11 protein-coding genes are annotated in these 20,570 nt (G+C 39.6%); 3 read left to right on the forward strand and 8 right to left on the reverse strand.

Going from position 1 to position 20,570, the window contains the following annotated elements; genetic code table 11:
* Positions 1-202: 202 nt before the first annotated feature.
* A complete protein-coding gene (radA, locus tag NK987_RS05530) occupies positions 203-1,588 on the reverse strand; it encodes a DNA repair protein RadA (RefSeq protein WP_259263067.1) in 1,386 nt (461 codons plus the stop codon).
* Positions 1,589-1,787: 199 nt separating this feature from the next.
* Entirely contained in the window at positions 1,788-4,625 is a 2,838-nt protein-coding gene (gene polA / locus NK987_RS05535) for a DNA polymerase I (protein ID WP_259263068.1), read from the reverse strand.
* A gap of 219 nt (positions 4,626-4,844) precedes the next feature.
* Here polA and NK987_RS05540 point away from each other — a divergent pair, with 219 nt between their 5' ends.
* On the forward strand, positions 4,845-5,156 hold the full coding sequence (locus NK987_RS05540; protein WP_258424830.1) for a hypothetical protein: 312 nt from the start codon (positions 4,845-4,847) through the stop codon (positions 5,154-5,156).
* Positions 5,157-5,222: 66 nt separating this feature from the next.
* Here the strand turns inward: NK987_RS05540 and NK987_RS05545 are convergent, their stop codons facing one another.
* On the reverse strand, positions 5,223-5,816 hold the full coding sequence (locus NK987_RS05545; RefSeq protein WP_259263069.1) for a hypothetical protein: 594 nt from the start codon (positions 5,814-5,816) through the stop codon (positions 5,223-5,225).
* 391 nt (positions 5,817-6,207) lie between these two features.
* Between NK987_RS05545 and NK987_RS05550 the strand changes: the two genes are divergently transcribed.
* A complete protein-coding gene (locus NK987_RS05550; RefSeq protein ID WP_259263070.1) occupies positions 6,208-9,636 on the forward strand; it encodes a hypothetical protein in 3,429 nt (1,142 codons plus the stop codon).
* Between the two features lie 12 nt (positions 9,637-9,648).
* Positions 9,649-10,026, forward strand: a complete 378-nt coding sequence (locus tag NK987_RS05555) for a DUF2784 domain-containing protein (RefSeq protein WP_259263071.1) — start codon at positions 9,649-9,651, stop codon at positions 10,024-10,026.
* A gap of 160 nt (positions 10,027-10,186) precedes the next feature.
* On the opposite strand, the gene NK987_RS05560 is transcribed toward NK987_RS05555, so the two are convergent.
* The 5 genes from NK987_RS05560 to NK987_RS05580 all read right to left on the reverse strand — a co-directional run bounded on the left by NK987_RS05560 (position 10,187) and on the right by NK987_RS05580 (position 20,565).
* Positions 10,187-15,952, reverse strand: a complete 5,766-nt coding sequence (locus NK987_RS05560; protein ID WP_259263072.1) for a LamG-like jellyroll fold domain-containing protein — start codon at positions 15,950-15,952, stop codon at positions 10,187-10,189.
* 330 nt (positions 15,953-16,282) lie between these two features.
* On the reverse strand, positions 16,283-16,591 hold the full coding sequence (gene trxA, locus NK987_RS05565; RefSeq protein WP_259263422.1) for a thioredoxin: 309 nt from the start codon (positions 16,589-16,591) through the stop codon (positions 16,283-16,285).
* 171 nt (positions 16,592-16,762) lie between these two features.
* Positions 16,763-17,317, reverse strand: a complete 555-nt coding sequence (locus NK987_RS05570) for an OmpH/Skp family outer membrane protein (protein WP_258423074.1) — start codon at positions 17,315-17,317, stop codon at positions 16,763-16,765.
* Between the two features lie 18 nt (positions 17,318-17,335).
* Complete coding sequence (locus NK987_RS05575) at positions 17,336-17,872, reverse strand: OmpH/Skp family outer membrane protein (RefSeq protein WP_258423073.1); 537 nt, start codon at positions 17,870-17,872, stop codon at positions 17,336-17,338.
* Positions 17,872-20,565 (reverse strand): BamA/OMP85 family outer membrane protein, encoded by a 2,694-nt coding sequence (locus NK987_RS05580; RefSeq protein WP_258423072.1) that lies wholly within the window; start codon positions 20,563-20,565, stop codon positions 17,872-17,874. Before NK987_RS05580 ends, NK987_RS05575 begins: the two co-directional genes overlap by 1 nt.
* Between the last annotated feature and the right edge of the window lie 5 nt (positions 20,566-20,570).

Below are 20,570 nucleotides of genomic sequence, written 5' to 3' on the forward strand. Positions count from 1 at the left end.
GCCCTGAAAGGGCGAGATACCAAAGGGATGGGTGCAGCCCATCCTTAAATTCAGATTAGATCCTCATGAGCCCTGAAGGGGCGGAATAATCTCTTAGTCAAATCTCGCCCTTTCAGGGCTGAAGGGATAGCCGCAATTATCTACCACCGAGGGCATGGCACAGTGGTCACAGCGTCCATTTAGCATTCTAAATTCATCATTTTTAATTCGAATTCCCCACCAGCCTCTGATACATTTCTTCCAGTTTGCTGACAGCAATAACCCGAATCTTGTACTTGTCTACATCCAAACCCTTGATGGCATATTTGGAAACCATAATCCGCTTGAAACCCAATTTCTCCGCTTCTGCAATACGGTTTTCAACCCTGTTGACAGCACGGATTTCTCCTCCCAATCCCACTTCCCCTGCAAAACAGATGTCCTCCGGAACAGGATTGTCTTCATAAGAAGAAACCAGAGAAGCACAGACCGCAAGGTCCAAGGCAGGGTCCTCAACTCGCATGCCACCGGCGACATTCAGGAAAACATCCTGTTGTCCCAAGCGCATTCCCCCTCTTTTTTCCAAGACTGCCAAAAGCATATTCAACCGCTTGGCATCAAAACCTGTACTGCTCCGCTGTGGCGTACCATAGGTGGCAGGGCTGACCAAAGATTGGATTTCTATCAAAAGGGGGCGGTTCCCTTCGAGCATGGCACCGATGGCGACACCGTTGAGGACCTCTTCCCTTTGCGTCAGCAAAATCTCTGAGGGATTGGCTACCTGTCGCAAGCCTTCGGCACGCATTTCATAGATGCCGAGCTCATTGGTAGAACCAAACCTGTTCTTCGAAGTCCGGAGAATCCGGTAGGAGAGGTGTCTGTCTCCTTCAAATTGGAGAACCGTATCTACCATATGTTCGAGGACCTTGGGGCCTGCGATGGAACCGTCTTTGGTAATGTGGCCGATCAGAAAGACAGGCACGCCTGTTTCCTTGGCGAATTTCATCAACTCAGCTGTGCATTCGCGGACTTGAGAAACTGAACCTGCAGCCGATTCCACATATTGACTATGCAATGTCTGTATGGAGTCAATGATCAAAAGTTCAGGCTGAAGGATTTCTATCTGTTGAAAAATCTGTTGGGTATTTGTCTCGGATAGCACGTAGCAATTATCCGATTTGAAAGCCATCCGCTCTGCACGCATCTTGATCTGGGCCTCGCTTTCCTCTCCCGAGACGTAAAGTACTTTTACTTTTGGCAATGAAAGTGCAATCTGCAACATCAACGTGGACTTCCCAATACCCGGTTCACCCCCAATCAACACCAACGAACCCGGCACGATTCCTCCGCCCAAGACCCTGTCCAATTCAGCATCATGGGTCACCGTCCTCGGCATCTCTTCAAAGTTGATTTCAGACAGGCGCTTGGGTGTGGAGGCCCTTTTTTCTCTTGTTCCTATAGCTTTCCAATTTCCCTTGCCTGCTTCTTCCTTTTGGATGACTTCCTCTACATAGGTATTCCATTCCCCACAAGCGGGACATTTCCCAATCCATTTGGGGCTTTGCGCGCCACAGTTTTGACAGAAGAAGGTGGTTTTTGTTTTAGCCATTATTTAAGATGTGAGACGCAAGATGTGAGACAAGAGACAGATTTCTCGTGAATTGAAGATTTGGTGTAAAAGAAATTGAAATTTTTGGTTTTGAGTTTTGTGTGGATTTCTTCAAGATTAGGGATTTCTAATTTATAAGATTGCTTCTATTCCTTCGTAGAAACTATCTCAAATCTCATGTCTCACATCTTATGTCTTGTTAATGTGCTTGCAGCCAATCTTTTCCTATTCCTGTCTCGACCTCAAGTGGAACATCGATTTTGACGGCATTACACATGAGTTTGGGGATTTCTTTTTGCAGCAATTCCACCTCGTCCTTGTGGGCATCAAAAACCAATTCATCATGCACCTGAAGGATCATCTTGGATTTGAGTTTTTCCTTTTTCATCCATTGGTAAACATTGATCATCGCGACTTTGATGAGGTCGGCGGCCGAACCCTGAAGCGGGGCATTGATGGCATTCCGCTCGGCAAAGCCACGCATGGTCATGTTGCGGGAATTGATATCTCTGAGGTAGCGTCTACGCCCAAGAATGGTCTCTACATATTCATTTTTCCTGGCCTTTTCGATCGCGCCGTCCATATACTCTTTTACAGCAGGAAATTCTGTGAAATAGGCATCTATGATTTCTTTGGCTTCTGATCTCGGGATAGCCAGTCTTTGGGAGAGGCCAAACACCGATATTCCATAAATGATCCCGAAGTTGGCTGTCTTTGCCTTTCTTCTCATGTCAGTAGTCACTTCTTCCAAAGGGACTTTAAAAATCTTGGCAGCAGTAGTAGCATGAATGTCCCTGCCCTGTTTGAAAGCTTCGATCATGGATGCATCTTGGGAAAACGCAGCCATGATGCGCAGTTCGATCTGAGAATAATCGGCCGATAGGATCACATGGTTTTCATCTCTCGGCACAAATGCCTTCCTGATTTCACGGCCTCTTGCAGTCCGGATAGGGATATTTTGAAGGTTCGGATTGATGGAAGAAAGCCTTCCTGTGGCGGCGACAAATTGGTTGTAGGTGGTATGAACCCTTCCTGTTTTTGGATTGATCATGGTCGGAAGTGCATCCACATAAGTGGATTTCAGCTTCACCATTTGACGGTATTCTAGGATTGCCTCCGCAATTTCATGTTCGTTGGCAAGCTTGCTCAAAATCTCCTCTCCCGTGGCATATTGACCGGTTTTGGTTTTTTTGGCTTTGGGATCGAGTTTGAGTTTTTCAAAAAGTACCTCACCCAACTGCTTTGGGGAAGCGAGGTTGAACCGAACCCCGGCCAATTCATAAACCCTTTTTTCGATGACTTTACTTTCTTCATCCAAAAGAACTGAGAGTTCAGCCAAACTTGCAGTATCTATTTTTACTCCCTCAAATTCCATATCTGTCAAGACTTCAATGAGGGGGTTTTCAACTTCATGGAGCAATTTTTCAAGGCCATTCTCTTTGATGATAGGGTCAAATTTTTGCTTCAGTTTTAGCGTAATGTCAGCATCTTCTGCTGCATAAGCGACCACTTCGTCCACTTCCACATCCCTCATGTTTCCCTGGTTTTTCCCTTTTTTGCCAATAAGGGATTCGATGGATACAGGCTTGTAGCTCAGGTATTGCTGCGCCAGCCAATCCATGGAATGCTTTCCTTCAGGTTCGATCAGGTAATGGGCAAGCATCGTATCGTAGAGTTTGCCTTTGACTTCCATGCCGTAGTTTTTCAACACAAGCATGTCATATTTGATATTCTGACCTATTTTGGTGATGTTTTCATTTTCAAATATCCCCCGGAAAAGCTCAAGTTGTTTCCTTGCTTTTTCCTGATCTGAGGGGAAAGGAATGTAAAATGCCTCACCGGGAACATAGGCAAAGGAAAGTCCGACCAATTCGGCCTCATTGGGATTGAGTGAGGTAGTTTCGCTGTCAAAACAGAATTCATCCTGAAGCTCCAGATAAGAGAGTAATTCCTTAATGGCTGTTTCTCCCTCCACTTTATGGTAATCATTTGCCGTAGTGAGGATACTGTCATAGACTTGAGGGACTTCCGGAGTAGGAACTTCTTCTTCTGTCAATTCTTCTTCTTCTATGGCTGGGGAAACAGTTTTTCCTGAATCCACAGGTCCGAATAATCCCAACTGCTCACTGACTTTTGCCGGAGCCTTTTTCATTTTTTCTCCAAACACCCTTTGTGTCAAAGTCCTGAATTCCAATTCAGCAAAAATGGCTTTGAGTTTTTCTTCATTTGGTCCACCATAATGAAGCGCCACTTCATCAAAGTCAACCGGAACATCAATTTTGATCGTGGCGAGTTCTTTGGAAAGCAATCCCTGTTGGGCAAAGTTCTCCACATTTTCTTTTTGCTTCCCTTTGAGTTTATCCGTATTCTGAAGCAATCCCTCTACGGAACCAAATTCCTTTAAAAATTTTACTGCAGTTTTTTCACCTATTCCGGGGATTCCGGGAATATTGTCCACAGCATCTCCCATCAGTCCCAAAATATCCCTGACCTGATCCACATGCTCGATGTCCCACTTGGCACAGACTTCCTTTGGACCCATGACATCAACTCCGTTGCCCATAAATGCCGGTTTGTACAGGAAAATATGATCATCTACAATCTGTCCATAATCTTTGTCCGGCGTCATCATATATACCACAAAACTTGTCCGCTCTGCTTTTTTGGCAATGGTACCGATGATGTCATCTGCTTCAAATCCATCCATTTCAAGGATAGGGATATTGAAACCTTCCACGATTTTCTTGACCCATGGAATACCCACTTCAATATCCTCCGGCTGCTCAAGCCTGTTGGCCTTGTAAGCCTCAAACTGAATATGCCTGAAGGTTGGTGCTTTGGTATCAAAAGCCACAGCGATGTGGGTAGGTTTTTCCTTCTCCAAAACTTCTAATAAGGTATTGGTAAAACCGAGCATAATGCCGGTATTTAGGCCTTTGGAATTGATTCTTGGGTTTTTGCTGAAGGCAAAATGGGCCCTGTATATCAAGGCCATGGCATCAAGCAAGAAAAGTTTTTTATCTCCTTTTGGGGACATGAGGCAATTGGGTTGAGGTATATATAAGGTTATTCTGAAAAACCGAGTTTCAAAGATTGGCTAAATTACAAATAATAATCAAACCTTAGGAACCAAAAAACGGGTGAATGGCCACTTAAAATTCATTTTACTTGATTCTTGTTTGGCTTAATTATTGAATTTTGAAGGGATAATTCTATATTCAAACTATCTTAAGGACTCAATTAAAATCTAATCAACATGAAAAAGTTAATGTATGTACTGTCTTTTTTTGTAATGGTTTTTGCATTTGAGGTGGAAGCCTCAGCCGCTTCCAACAAAAAAGTGAAGGAAGAATTGTCACCGGAGCAAAAAGAAAGACTTTCCGAAATCGAAGTGAGGGTAGAAGAAATCAAAGCGATGGATTTCTCCGAAATGAGCAAGGAAGAAAGAAAAGAAGTAAAAAACGAACTGAAGGATATGAAAGTGGAAGCCAAGCAAATGGGAGGTGGTGTTTACCTTTCAGTGGGGGCGATCATCATTATTCTATTGTTATTAATTCTGTTGACTTAGAACCATCTGGAAACAAAAAATCCCGCAGAGATTTTTTTCTGCGGGATTTTTTTTGGGTTAAGTGGATCAGTTGATTTTTCCGTTCATAGCATCCACCAGTTCTCTTTTGAGTTTGCGCTCCCTCTCCAGTGTATTTTTTCGATGTTGGTCAAATTCCTCCAATGTGTCTGAAAGGTCTTTTTGTGCTTTTGAAATCAGCTTGTGGCTTTGGCTGTATTTGAATAAAAAAAACAGAAATGCGGCAGTCAAAGCAGCGACAATAGTCCACATGAGGTTATTGTATGCAGATTTGGAGATTGGCATTCCAAAAAATTCAAAATTGTCTCTAGCCGCCTCTGCAGTACTGAGTTGAACTTTTGTATCGGCAATTTCTTTCTCAAGTCCTGCAATTTTAGCTTGCTGTTCCCCCAGGTTTTGGTTGACAGTAACCAATTGATTTTTGAAAACATTCAGGGAATCGATGACATTGGATTTGAATTTTTCAATGCTTGTTTTTTTGATGACCTTATAGTCTTGATAATTATTGGAAGATTTCATCAGGAAATCAAACTGACTGCTGATACTGCCATTGCTTGATGAACTGATTGAATCTGGTTGTTGGGCAAACAAGGGCATTGATAAAAAAATAAACAGCGCTAGATAGATAAGATTTTTTTTCATTGAAATTGGTGTTTATAACTTTCTTTATTCGATTTTTAACTTTTCCCAGTTGCAAAGATAAGCAATAAATATGCCTGTATATTTAAAGAAAAGCAAAAAACACGGGATTCAAAATCTTTTTTTCCTGCCAACTTGTAAGTTTTTACAGATTTTTGCCCAAAAGGATTCTGCAGACAATAAAAATGGTAGAATGTCTGAATCAGTTTGTCATTTTGTTGATAATTGAAAATCACAGATCTTTTGTCTGCCGACAAGCAAATTCGGCTTAAGGAAATTTAGCAAGCGATCCACAATCAATGGGTATATATAGTTTTTCGAAGAAATGATGTTAATATCTTTTTGATTATCAACAGTTTTTGTATATTCAATCCTATTTTTAACCAAAATTTTTATGGGTTTTAAGAACTTCAAAATTTGGGGAGTCTTTTTGGTGGCGATTGTTGTCATTGCCTTTCTACTTTTTCAACAGTCAAATACCAATAAATTAGAGCTTGAAGGTCAGGCCATCAGAAATATGGAACTGGTGAAAGGTCATTTCCAATATGCCTTCCAATCCAATTTGGATAAGGTTTTGTTTAGTCTGCAAGGGAGAAAAAGCCAATTTAAGGGTGTTGTAGAAATTGAACTTGTCGAAGATGGTAACAAAGTACCTGACATCAGCATAAAGAATACTGAATTTACTTTTCCACTAAACAACCTTTTTGTAAAAATTGACAGGCATCAGTTTTTTGAAAAAATATTTTTGGCCGACACTTCCGGAAAGGTGATTTTTCCGCAAAGCGAGGTAGGAAAAATGCTCCCGGATTTTGATAAAGTTGACGCTGATCCATTTAGATTACCTGTCATCAAGCATGAAATAATCTATAAGGATGAGGTTTATCTACTTTATTTCACTCCTGTGGTGATTGAAAATATGCGGTTCTTTTTGGCTGGAGTGATCAAAAAATCATATTACGACTCCATAGGCCGTCGGGTAGACTTTACTAACCTTACCATTTTGGTGTTTTTGCTAGCCTTGATGCTTTTTTCTCTTCCCATCATATCACTTTTTGGCCTCCAGAAGGGAGACAAGCTGACCAAATTCAGGGTTTATAATGTGGGCCTTTCTCTGATTGGTATAATGGTAATGTTGGGATTTGGGTTTTCTTTTTTCAAACAGCACCACCCCATCGAAGAAGAAATCCATGAAAGGAGTGTTCTTGAAGTTAGAGAGGGGTATTCATCCTATTTGAATGAAAGGAAAGGTACAATCGAATCTTGGGATTCTGATCGGGGTGGATTCAATGAATTGATAGAGATCAAAAATGACGGTATCGTGTCCCGGCTTTACATCAATAACTTTGGATTGATTGATGACCCTTCATTTATCAACCTGAATCAAAGGGCGTATTTTCTTTTTTTTGGTAAGAAATCCTTTCCGGGAGAATTTGAAAAAGGCAAGGACCGGGTCAATTATATCGGCTCTCATTATTCGCTTGACAGTGCTATTATCGAGTCTGTCATCAGTAAGCTTGACTTTAAAAAAAACAGGATTGAAGCAATTACTTTTTCATGGGATAAATACCAAAGCCCCTATGATTCCATCAGAAGGTATATTCTTTTTAAGGAAGATGGCTTGGTCATCCATAAAAGCCAAAAAATAGATGCGCCATTGGATAACCTCAAAGAAATGCTTTCAGAGACGAAATGGAGAGAAATCACTTCCATCATGAAAGGAAACAGTGACAATGAAAGTGCATTGGAACATAGTTGGGAAATTCCGCTATATCTCGATGGCCATGCCTATGAGGCGGTTCTAGTTCCTGTCAAAAAACGGAATGAATACGACCAGCCATTATGGATGATTTATTTGGTAGACGGTCATTTGGAGCATGTTTTTTCTTCTTTGATCACTTTTGAAACTATGATTCTTCTTCTGGTTTATCTTTCCATATTGGCGTTGATTTCCTTTTTCAATAAGCTGATCAAACCGGAATCCAAATACAAGCAGTGGGAAAAGTTTGCCTATTATTACCTGTTTCCCAAACAGAAAAAGTCCTTTGAATTTATGGTCATGATTGGGTTTTTTGTAGTCTATTCATTCCTTTTGGTTTATTTTTATAACCAGCCCAATTTCCATTTTTTTGCCATGTATGTCCTCATTATTTTGGGCGCACTTCATACCAAAATGTTGATGTATATATGGCTGGGTCCTGTATGGGGTGGACCAAACCACCGGCAAGCGGTCAGTAACATACTTGCTCTTACGTTGATTCTGGTATTTCCTTTCTGGGGTTTGTTTTTTTTGGTAGGTCCTGGCACATTTTGGTTTATCCTGATATTTGTAGCGCTAACCCTCGTTGGTTCTATTTATATCAGAAAAATGATAAACAATGAAAACCAAAAAGAGGAAAGGCCTTCCGAAGAAAATCATAACACACTCCCCAAAGATCAAAGGACTCATTCCCCCTTTCATAACCTCTATGTTGCCTTTTTTATAATGTGGATTTTCCTCATTGGATTTATTCCTGGCTATGTCTTATTTTCCAAGGTATACCAATATGAAAAAAATCATTGGGAAGCAACAAAAGATACCAGGGATTCAGTTCAGCCAAATAGGTTTTGGAACTCTTATGACGAGGCAAGGAGGCTTATTTTTGGAAGTTTATCCACACAATATGAACCTGTTATTTCAGATTTTATTGCTTTGGACAAGTTGAAGGTTCAGCCAGATCCTGAAGCAAAATATGAAAGGGCTTCATTTGGGTTTTTGGGTACTTACTTCCATAACATTTCCCATCAACCATTTTTGTTTCTTTTCGTGAGTATTGTCTTTTTCACTTTCATAGTACTTGCAGTTTGGCTGGTAAGGAGCCTGACCAATAAGATTTATTTTTTAGACTTTAATTTTGATTTGATAGATTCTGGAATACGATCGTCCCAAAAGCACTTATCGCAAATATTTATTTGTGGGCTTGACTCTGACTTAAACCAGGAATGGGTGGTGGAAAAATTCAACAAAAAGCCTACGGACATTTGGGTCATTGATGCCGTCCTTAATCCCACACTTGAAAGGGGAGGAGAGGTGGAAGAGAAAATGAAAGGTAAATCAATTTGGCTTATCCAAAACCTCCATTGTATTGATCTTGGTGAGGAGATGATCAGACTTTTGCCCATCATTATGGAAGAAGCTAGACAGCAAAACAAAATCTTGGTATTGGGTTCAGGAATTTCATGGAAGGAAATGAATAAAAAGCTTGTCGACAAGTCCCAACAAATCCGCTTTTCGCAAATATTCAGCAATTTTTATTTTGAATATATACCGATTATAGCTCCTCAAAATTTCCATGATGAATCGGTTCCTGAATCGATCCTTCTTACAAACCAAAGGTCAAACAAGGCATTCTATACCAATATCTGGTCGGAATTGAGTTTTGATGAAAGGAAGGTTTGTTACTATTTCAGTATGGAGGGGTTTTTCAATTTTTCCAACAAAGAAGTCATTATTGAATTGCTTCAAAAGGGGATTCTCGTAAGAACTGAGGAACATGAAATGCCCAAACTGTTTAGTAAAACTTTTAGGCATTTTGTCGTCAGCCATGTCAGCCAAGAAGAAATCCTGATATTTAAAAAAGACGAGCAAAAGAATGGCAACGTGAGGACAATCCAAATAGCAGTTTTCAGCTTTATCCTTCTGACAGTTGCCATGATCAGTTATTTTGATAAAAATTTCCTAGACCAGGCTACCACTTTTGTGACGGGGATTGCCGGCGCATTAGGTGGGTTATATTCAATGTTTAGCAAAGCCATTCCAACTTTGAAATTTGGCAGCGGTGAATAAATCATTTCAGCTATGTCGGGTGAATTACTGAAAATGGCAGACCATTTTTTCATAGTCTTTCATACATTTTTGATTTGTTTCAATTTGTTTGCCTGGATTTGGAAGCCACTTCAAAAGTGGCATTTGGCTGTTATTTCACTGACTTTGGCCTCATGGGTTTTTCTTGGTATTTGGTATGGTTGGGGATATTGCCCGCTTACCGAATGGCATTGGGAAGTTCTCAGAAAATCAGGGATTCAAGATTTGCCTGATTCATACATAAGCTATATCCTACAAAGGTTGTTTGGATTGAATTTCAAAAGCAAAACAGTGGATGGATTTACTTTGGTCTTTGCTTTATTGGCTTTTCTGGTTTCTATCAAAGTAAATTTCTTTTCGAAGGGGTTATAAATTTTATGTTTTGATTAAAACCTTAATTTCTAATAGTCAATAATTAAAGCAAAAGAGTCAGAAAGGAAGTTTTCTGACTCTTTTGCTTTTGCATTCCTTTTTTAAATCAATCTATTTTATCCGATTTAATTTTATCTGATTGTATAAACTTCATTGGAATTTATTTCTTTATGAATTTGAAAATCCTTTGGTATCCATCTGAATTTACAAAGAGAACGTAGCTTCCTTGTTTTAGACCTATCCTTGAAATATCAATTGTAAACCTCCCTTCTTCGGTTTGAAGTTCTTGGTCAAATAACTTCAGCCCCTTCATATCAAAGATATTGACCTGGATTATATCATGCTTGAAATCCGAAAGTTCAATATGAATGACATCATCTACAGGATTAGGGTAAAGTTTGGTTGCATGTGGAGAATCAAATGCCAAGACTTCCTTTTCATCGTCTAAAACGTCTGATATATCCATTTCAATGAAATCTTCCGAATCTTCTCCGTCATCCATCATTCTAAAGGCAATTGTTTGATTTGGTAATTTTGATACCTCAGTTGCAGTCAAAGCCCTGTTGTAAAGCCGGATTTCATCAAGAGCACCGCTCCATAAATTAGCACCTTTTCTTGCTCCAATTTGAAGTTCGGAGGTATTTGTTTTGATTGTGGTTGAAGAATATGTTTTTGAAATATCTTGAACGCCGTTAAAATATATAGTGGATTTGGTTCCATCAAATGTAGCGGTTACATGTAACCATGTTTTACCGTCACTTGGATAGTTTTTATTTGAGAGGAGGGAATATGTTGAACCATTGCTTTCTCTATTAAATCTAAACTCCACCTTTCCTGATGATCTTGTTAACAGTTCATAACCATCAGTTCCTCCTTTTGAAATTATCTGCCTACCCAATTTGTCTGCAGGTCTAATCCATGCACTGATCGTTATTTGCTTTGAAATATTGATGGTGGAATTATGTGGAACTCTGCCATATTGGGCAATTGACTTATTCAGCAAAAGTGCTAAGCCACTTTTTCCGCTGATCCAGTTCCAATTAGAAGTAGAAGATTTGCTGGCATTATTTCCATTTCCTGAATGATCAATGAGCGTATTCCCACTTCCTTCATCCAATTTCCAAAATCCAACGAGGCTGTTTGTTGTGAATGACCTCACCTGAGACCAACTGGAGGTCCCTTTTTCGTTGACAGCAGCGACTCTCCAATAATATGTGACGTTATTTGTCAATTTTGGAGTTTTAAAGGAAGTCCCTGTTAAGCCTGATACATTAGAAATAAAAGATGTAAAGCCAGAACTGGTGGATAGTTGAATTTTATATGTACTTGCATACTGTGTAGTAACCCATGTTAGGGTTGGCGAAATGCTTATTTCTTTTGCGGAATTAGCTGGAGAAGTAAGTAAAGGTGCAGTCGGAATAGGAATTCCTCCAGTGACCAATGTGTTAATCTCGACCTCTGATAGGACTCTATTATATAGTTTTACTTCATCTAGATCTCCTACCCACCGATTGATGGAAGACCTTGCACCAATTTGCAGTTCTGTGGTATTTGATTTTATTGCTGTTGGGGCAAATGTTGCGGAATTGTCTTTCACCCCATTGATATAGATATGGGAATTTGTCCCATCGAATGTTGCGGCCACATGCATCCAAGTAGTTCCGTCGGTTGGGTAATTTTGGTTTGAATAAAGTCTATAAGTACTGCCTGAACTTTCGCGGTTGATCCTGAATTCAAATTTTCCTGTTTCAAAAATACTGAGCTCATATCCGTCAGGACCTCCTTTTGATAGAATCTGTTTCCTTGCCAATCCTGAAGTCCTGATCCATGCAGTGATTGTAATTGCATTTGTCATGTTGAGACTGGAGTTGGATGGCACGGTTGCGAATCTGTTGGAATTTCCATTTAGATTTAAAGCAAGTCCGTCTTTTCCCTGTACCCATGATACTCCTGAGGTCGTATTTAGAATTACTGCATTATTCCCGTTTCCTGAACTGTCTAAAAGTTTTGATCCGCTCCCCTCATTCATTTTCCAATGACCTACCAAACCATTTTCGGTTACATTACCTGAAATTGCCCAATAGAAAGTTCTTGATTCTTGATTAGGTACAGGGCTATTAGAGTCTTTTACAGTTAAGGTAACCTGATATGGACTATTCGCCGATGCTCCTGATGCAATGGTTCCGTAAATTCTTCCATTTACATCTTCAATAGTAACTCCCGGAGGAAGGTTTACCGCACTGTAAAACAGCTGGCCCACACCTCCTGAAGCGGTAAAAAATAAATTGCCATCAAGTATATCTCCGGTTTTATTCAATTGGTTTTGAATTTCACTCGTGACTACCAATGGGGCAGAGGTTTGGGTATTAATAATCTCAATGGCATTTACCAATGGATTTTGGATTTTTTTAACAAACTCAATATTCAAAACACCATCGGTAACTGTAATGTTGAATTTTTCCATTCCTCCTTTTTGATGTCCAAATTTTGTAACCAAATCCACATCAATAAGAACGTTACTACTTTCTGCTTTCACATCGAAAACCCGAGTACCAGCTGTACTTGTACCTGAATAGGAATTTCCCATGTACAGATTTACCTGATAGTCTCCATTTAAAATAGGGATATTGTAGGCCATAACCGTGGCATTATTATTATGCCTTTCATTTTTAAAGATTGATTCAAAAGTTGCCTTGTCAATATAACTTGGTATAGAGGTATGCTTATTATCAAATAACAGATTCCCGCTGTATGTTGAACCATTGGTAACGGTATAACCATCACCTGAATACGAGCCATTGATCTCATTTGCTTTCCAATTTGGTGCACCATTCAAGCCTGCGACAGCCGTTCCTCCTGCATTTATTCTGAACAGGATTTGTTGAGCGGGAATTACATCTACATTAAATGTTTGTTCAATAAACAAGGTAGACAAATCAGTAGCCCGGATAGTGATGGCCCCGAAATTTGGCTGAGAAGGGAAAGACAATGTCAAGATTTTCCCAACAATTGAAGCTCCGATGGTGGAGTTGGTATTTTTCGAAACTGTAAATTTAAGATTTTCAATCCCATCGCCATCATTGAAATATTCTCCAAGGTCAATTTGAATGGATTGGGATCCGACTTGTTTTGAAATATCCGGCAAGGTTTGGATAACATAAGGTTGTCCCCCAATAACCTTAAAGAAATCATAAGTTGCCAAAAACTCGACTCCCTGTGAGGCTGTTGTTCCAAATACACCTATTGCAAGTGGCTTGGTAATTTGCTGGACGGATTCCAGGACTTTACCTGTCAAGGATTTTGTTCCTAAACTGATCAGGTTTCGGTTTCCAATTTTGACCATTGGTTCTACAGTCCCCTGAACAGGTTTTACTTTAAGGATGAAATCTATATTCTCAGAACCAATTGGTCGATTGGAAGTAGATATGGGATATGTCAATGGAGCCGGATCAGGAATATTATTGACTTCCAAGCCTGCTAAAATTTGCGTTTTTGTAAAAACAAGTTTGAAAAAATTGCTTTGTGTCCCATCACCCATCTGAATCCCAATTTCCCCATTATGGGTTACGTCATAAAATAATTGAGGACCTGTTAAGCTCAGTAACCTTCCTGTAATTATGAATTCACCTGTTTCGTTGCCAACGTTTGCCCCAAACTGAAATCCTTTTTGTTGATTATTTGCTGTTCCGTTGGCTGAACCACCTGTTATTGCTATTTGTATCGCTCCTGCTGCTCCACCAAATATATCATTTGGAAGTGGACCGGAATTTGGAACGTCAAGCCAATAAAGCCAATTTGGATTACTGGCACCGTTATTCATGAGTCCAGTTAATCCTAATCCTAAATAGCCTAGTGGACGGTTAAGTTCATCTGTTTTGTCAGAAAATAATTCATTTTCAATTGGTAGGCTAGTTGGATTTCCCAATTGAAATGGATCTATTGAATCAGATAATCCATCACCGTCATCATCCAAATCATTTAAATCAGAGATAAAATCTCCATCAAAATCACTTGGTTTTGAAGCTGCGGAGCAGATATCCGTTCCGTTGTCTAATTCGTCTTGGTTCTTGAACCCGTCGAAATCATAATCCGCATTTGGATCAAAATCAGGATTGGATTGAAGTATGCAATTTGTTGAAATCTGTGGAGTCAAAACATGGACTCTATTGTCAAAGGTGGTTACCCAGATTGTGCCTGGGAAAATTTCTGTATCCCCATTTGAAGTAATTCCCAGTGCATTTCCGGAATTTAAATTCCATTTATTAGCCTCTAATTGCTTTAAACTACCATCAGGATTGAGTGATAAAAGATGAATGGTCCCGTTACTTTTTCCTGCTATTAATGCCCCTTTGAGGGCTCCGTTAAAACTGGATGCTTTATATTCCGCTATTCCATTTGTATTTATAGGAAATATTGTAACCACTTGTTTTTTAGGTCCGTTGGGATTTCCAAGATCCGGTGACCGATAATCCGCCTCATTGGGATTTGCCATTGCTTTTGGAACAGGAGGCCAGTTCACCGGAAGAGAATTTGCAGCATAAGAATCAAAACCGGCTTGACCGGGTGCTATCGGGGCAAGAATTGAAGTCCTAAAAACCTGATTTGGAGTATATAAAGGAGTTAGAGTTGACCAATTGGCATCATCTCCCAAAGATCTTGTGAAAAGACCTGCCCCACCCGGATTGAAGGGAAATGAGGATCCTAAGGTATATGAATTTCCTGGATTTGCCCGAATGGGATTAGGATGACCACCATAATAAGAGCCAAATGAATAATTACTAATATCCGATGTAATCATCATGAGATGGTCCTTGTTTGACACATATTCTCCGCTTGGTGAGGGGTTTGTGGAATTATTACCTGGCTCAGTACTCAAATATCTATTGGTAATAGTCAAAGGATTCCCTTCATTTTCTGGGAGGCCTCCCCAATTGGAATTGGCACCATTATCAGTTACATAGACTTTCCCACTTTCAGTTACGACAAGATCATAGGTATTTCTGTACCCGGCTGAAAAAATTTGAACAGGACCACCGGAAACAATCATTCCCATATTTAGTCCATCATTACCTCCAAAAGGGTCTCCAAGATCAATACCATTATATCCTGATTGGTTTGGATTATATATTCCATTGGCATTTGGTCGGGAAGGATCATCCAAAGTCGGGATATCATATTTATATTTCCTCCCTGATTCGAGGTCTGTTTTCAGTGGCAGGGCATCAATGGCATTCAGATCAATACTCAATACGGCTGCTGAAAGAGCATATTCTCCTAAATAAGCAAAATTTAAACTCGGTGAACCTGCATTGGTATGCCCCCCACTTGTAAGCAAGAGATATGGTTTTCCATTAATAATTGTATACTCCAGACCATTTGGAGAATGGTTTTCTTCAGATCTCGGTAAACCTCGTACAAGGTCAACTACATCCCAAGTGCTCCCTGTCCAAGTCAACCTTGAAATTATTCCTGAATTTGTATCTAAGGCTTTATCACCAGAAGGCCCTCCCCATTTGGGATCACTAGAAGAAATATAAATTATTGGGTTGGTCGCGGTCCCCACCACTGTAATACCTGTAGATTGGCGGTTACTTCTACCGTCTTTTGCCCTAGTTCCAATGTCATCATGGTTTGGGATGTTTTGAATGTCCAAAAGGGTAGTGGAAGCGACGACTTTATATTCATTAGCTATGGTTTTTTGAATGGTATAGATTTTTATCTGTCCGTTGAGTTGGGCAAGATACAGTTTCCCATCAGGACCAAACTTTAATGCAGTACCTTTGGATGGTGGTGAAAATCCATTGAACTGCAAAGTATCTAGGCCAAAACTAATTGTTTGACTAAAAATTTCCTGACTTACTGCCATGAAAACAATAAGCGCAGCAAAACTAATTTTTCTGAATAAAGAAAATGATGAGGTACTCATATTTGGCTTGGTTTTTAAAGAATCGAAACAAAAAATCAAAAAAACAACGATATTTAGTTGAGGCGGTTATTGGAGATAATGAAAGGGTGTTACCTTCCTATTTGAAGAGTTTATTTCTTATTAAAACAGGAATGAATGTATAAATAATTGTTTTGAATACAAAAAAATGTTTCTAAAAAAGATTAGAAAATCCAAAAGCCAATTTAATCCTGATTAATGTCATGAAATAACCTCTTGAAAATAGATTTATTGATTATAAAACCGTTTTAGAACAATAGCTCATAAGAAAAATCAGAGGATATATATTGTATGTAAGGCTATTTTAATGGATCACCCAACAAATCCTTTCATAGCCTGAAGCAATTCTCTTTTGGTCATGATACCTCCTTTTCTCCAAAGAATTTTCCCCCGTTTAAATAGAATGTAGTGTGGGATAGACCTTACGCCAAACTGTAAGCTTACTTGAGGATTTTTTTCAACATTCAGCTTGTAGAGTTTGATTTTTCCATCAAGCTCTTGGATTACATCTTCAAGGACTGGATTCATCGTCTGACAGGGTCCACACCAATCTGCAAAAAAATTCACTAAGATAGCTAATTCAGATTTTTGAATTACTTCCTTGAACTTCTTTTTTGCCATGGCCAAATTTATTTTCATACAAATTAAGGTGGATTTGTTCAGTTTTTTTGTTACCTATATCACATGTTGTGATTTTCCATTGAGAAGATGTTATCGAAAGCAATGATAAGGTTATAAAAACAAAAGACCTGTCTCGGAAGAGACAGGTCTTTTGTTTTTGCTTGCCGTAAATTATTTGCCTGCAGGAGTTGCAGGAGCAGCCGGTAATTCAATTCCTAATTTGGCCAGTACCAATTCAGTGAATTTGTCCTCGTCTCTAGTGTAAAGCAAGATCGGAGATTGACCTGCTGATTCAGAGAAAACGTGCGAATAGTTATTCTCTGCAGCTACTGCGTTGATAGCATTAAAGACTTTTTGTTGAACTGGTGCAAGAAGTTCCTGAAGCTTATTTTGATAAGATACTTGTGCATCTTGCTCATACTTCTGGAGATCTTGCTGAAGCTTTTGAAGTTCTTGTTCTTTTGCAGCTCTTGCATCTTCAGTCATGGTAGGTGCAGCTTGCTGATAAGCCTGTACTTTTCTTTGAAAATCCTGTGCTTTTGTCTGGATATTAGTCTGAAGTTGGGCCTGATAATCCTGAACATCGGCAGCGATTTGTTCCATTTCAGGCATGAGGTCCATCAGCAATTCCACATTGGTATAGCCGATCTTCAATTCCTGGGCTTGGGCTACGAATCCTACGCAAAAGAGTGCTATTGCGGAAAGGACGACTTTAATTTTCATCATTTTCGTTATTGAGTTAATTTATTTGTTTTCTATTCCTAATTCTTCTAATACAAATTCTGAGTAATCATGCCTTGGGTCTGTGTAAATCATCAGTGGTCCTGCAGCCTTGTCAAAGAGAATTACCAAGCTGTTTCTCTTACTAACCCTGTCTATGGCATCATAGATTTTGGATTGTAATGGTTGCAGCAATTCTGCTTGTTTTTGGTAGTACTGTCCATTAATACCAAAAACCCGGTTGTTGAATGCAACTGCTTCTTTTTCCTTTTCTTTTATTGTCACCAATCGTTCCTGGTACATTTCCTCAGTCAGAAGTACTTCTTCTGCTTTCAGGTTTGCATACATTGTTTTTATCCCTTGTTCCAAATCCTGTGCCTCTTTTTTCCACTGATTGCTAATAGATGTTAATTCATCTTGAACCAGTTTGTAGTCAGGGTGTTTGTTTAGGATATATTCAGAGTCGATATATCCAAACTTTTGGGCTTCAACTGACGTGACAGATAGGGTCAAGCCAATTATGGTGCACAAAATTAATAATATAATCGGTCTTTTCACCATTATCTAAATTGTTGTCCGATGGTAAAGTGGAATTGCGCTCCACTCCTTTGATTGGAACCGGGAATTGCGTCAAATCCATATCCCCAATCCAAACCAAGGAGTCCGAATGCCGGCATAAATATCCTTGCTCCAAATCCGGCTGATTTCTTAAGGTTATACGGGTTAAACTCCGCATAAGATCCCCAGTTGTTTCCTGCCTCTGCAAATCCAAGTAGGAAAATAGTTGCAGAAGGATTAGGAGAAACGAGGAATCTAAGTTCCATCACGTGCTTATTATAGACTATACCTCCATATCCTTCGGTTGAATTGGGATCATTTCTTGATTCTCTTCCAGGGGTGATGGACTGGTTTTCATATCCTCTAAGCCCAATGATTTCTTGTCCCAAGGCAAAGTTGTTCATATTCATTCCATCCCCTCCCATGACAAATCGTTCCAAAGGAATAATTCCTATCCTGTCACCATATGAACCCAAGAAACCCATGTGTGTTCTTGCACTGATGACCCACTTGGTTGATCCAAACAATGGAGTGTAAAATGTTGCATCAAACATCCATTTGTGGTATTCCAACCATTTATATTTTTCTTCATCCGGTGATTCTCTATCGATGTTTGGATTCAAAGAAGCGTAAGGAGGGGTTAGGGAGGTAACCAAAGAAATATTTGAACCCATTCTTGGATAGATTGGATTGTCTACGTTATTTCTTGCGACTGTAGTATTCAGTGCAATACTATTTAAAGTACCTGTCGCAAAACTTAAACCAAACTGCCTTCCAAACTCGAAGAAATCATAGTTTTGGTAGGAGAGCGCAGTGCTAAACATAAAGTAATCATCAGGCCAAGTGACACGCTTGGAAAGTCCAAGTGTCACACCGGTAATTTTGAAGAATCCTAGTTCCTGACCTCCTGGGTTACGGAAATCTAACTGTCTTTGAACTGACCTATTCAAACTAAAGCTTAATGCATTTGGCTTTTTTCCTCCAAACCAAGGCTCAGTAAGGGAAATGCTATAATTTTGGAAAGAACGCCCATTTGCTTGCACCCTAAGTGAAAGTCTCTGCCCATCACCTACAGGAAGTGGTCTCCATTTGTCAAAATTCCCAATATTTTTTAGGGAAAAGTTATTGAAAACAAGTCCTACCGTACCTACAAATCCAAAGAAACCTCCCCATCCACCGGACAATTCAATTTGGTCATTTGGTCTTTCCTCAAGCTTAAAAGTGATGTCCACTGTGGCATTTTCATAATTTGGGCGCATGTCAGGTTCGATCTTCTCAGGATCGAAATATCCCAACTGTGACAATTCCCGAATGGTCCTTACCAACAAACTCCTATTGAATTTTTGTCCAGGCAAAATCCTGATTTCCCTCATGACCACATGGTCCGAGGTTCTTTCATTCCCTTGGACGGTGACGGAGTTGACAGTTACTTGGGGACCTTCGAAGACCCTCATTTCTATATCAATAGAATCTTCTTTGATTTTGACTTCAACGGGCTCTATGGTGAAAAACAGGTAACCGTTGTCTTGGTAAAGTGAACTGACATCATCTCCTTTTTGAGGATCATAATTCAGTCTTTTATCTAATTTTTCTTTGTCATAGACATCTCCTTTTGCTATGCCAAGACGGTCTTGAAGTACGCTGTTTGGGTGTAGATAATTACCCACAAAAGTAATGTTACGGTAATAGTATTTCTTTCCTTCTTCCAAGGAGATGTCCACATTCACTGTATTGTCAGAAAACCTGTAGACCGAATCCATAAGAATCTCAGCATCCCTGTAGCCTTTGGAGTTATAATAGGCGATGACTTTTTCCTTGTCCTCTTTAAATTCTTTGGAGACAAATTTGGAAGCATTTAAGAAGTTAAGCTTGAAATTTTTGTTGATATACTCCTTCACTTTGGCATCCTCGACAGGAGTCATGTGGAATATGGCGTCAGCTGCAGATTTTGGGGTAGTATTGGAAATCCGTGAAGCAATGTCTCTTCCAAGGTACATTCTTGGGTGTTCCTTTGTTTTCTTCATTTTGGACTTTACCTTTTTGGCATCTATGCCTTCGGCTCCAAAAACCCTTACTTCATTGATTTTGACTTTTGTTTTTGGATCGACCTCAAACCTCAGTTTCACACTGTTTGGTAAGGTGGTATCTCTTTCCTGAATGACTTTTACATCGGTATTGAGGTAACCTTTATCAACAAAATATTGTCGAATATTCCTTTGGGATGTATTCAATACGTCATCTCTGACCACACGTCCACGGATTTTGATTTTATCCTTTAACTCACTTTCCTGAGTTTTGTTGACACCTGTAAACTCCACCCTACTGAACCTAGGCCTTTCCGTGAGTTCCATCAGGAGATAGACATCATCACCTTCAATTTTGGTAACAAGAATTTTTACATCACCGATAATTCCCTGTCCCCAGATTCTTTTCAAGGCTGTCGAAATCGCATCACCCGGGATTGAAATGACATCGTCTACCCTAAGGCCGGACAAAGAAATAATGGCTACCTCATCCAAAGTGGTTAACCCAACCGCTTTGATTTCGGCTATCCTGTATTTTTGTGGTTTGGAATAATTCAATTCTAAAATATCCACAGGCCTGGCAGGGGTATAGCGGCTTTGACCCAAACGGATCTGGGCTTGGGCGCTAAGGACCCATATCATAAGGCAAAGGATAGTAAAACTCTTTTTCATCAAAA

It is taken from the genome of Aquiflexum gelatinilyticum, from assembly GCF_024813435.1.
GTDB classification, from domain to species: Bacteria; Bacteroidota; Bacteroidia; order Cytophagales; family Cyclobacteriaceae; genus Cognataquiflexum; species Cognataquiflexum gelatinilyticum.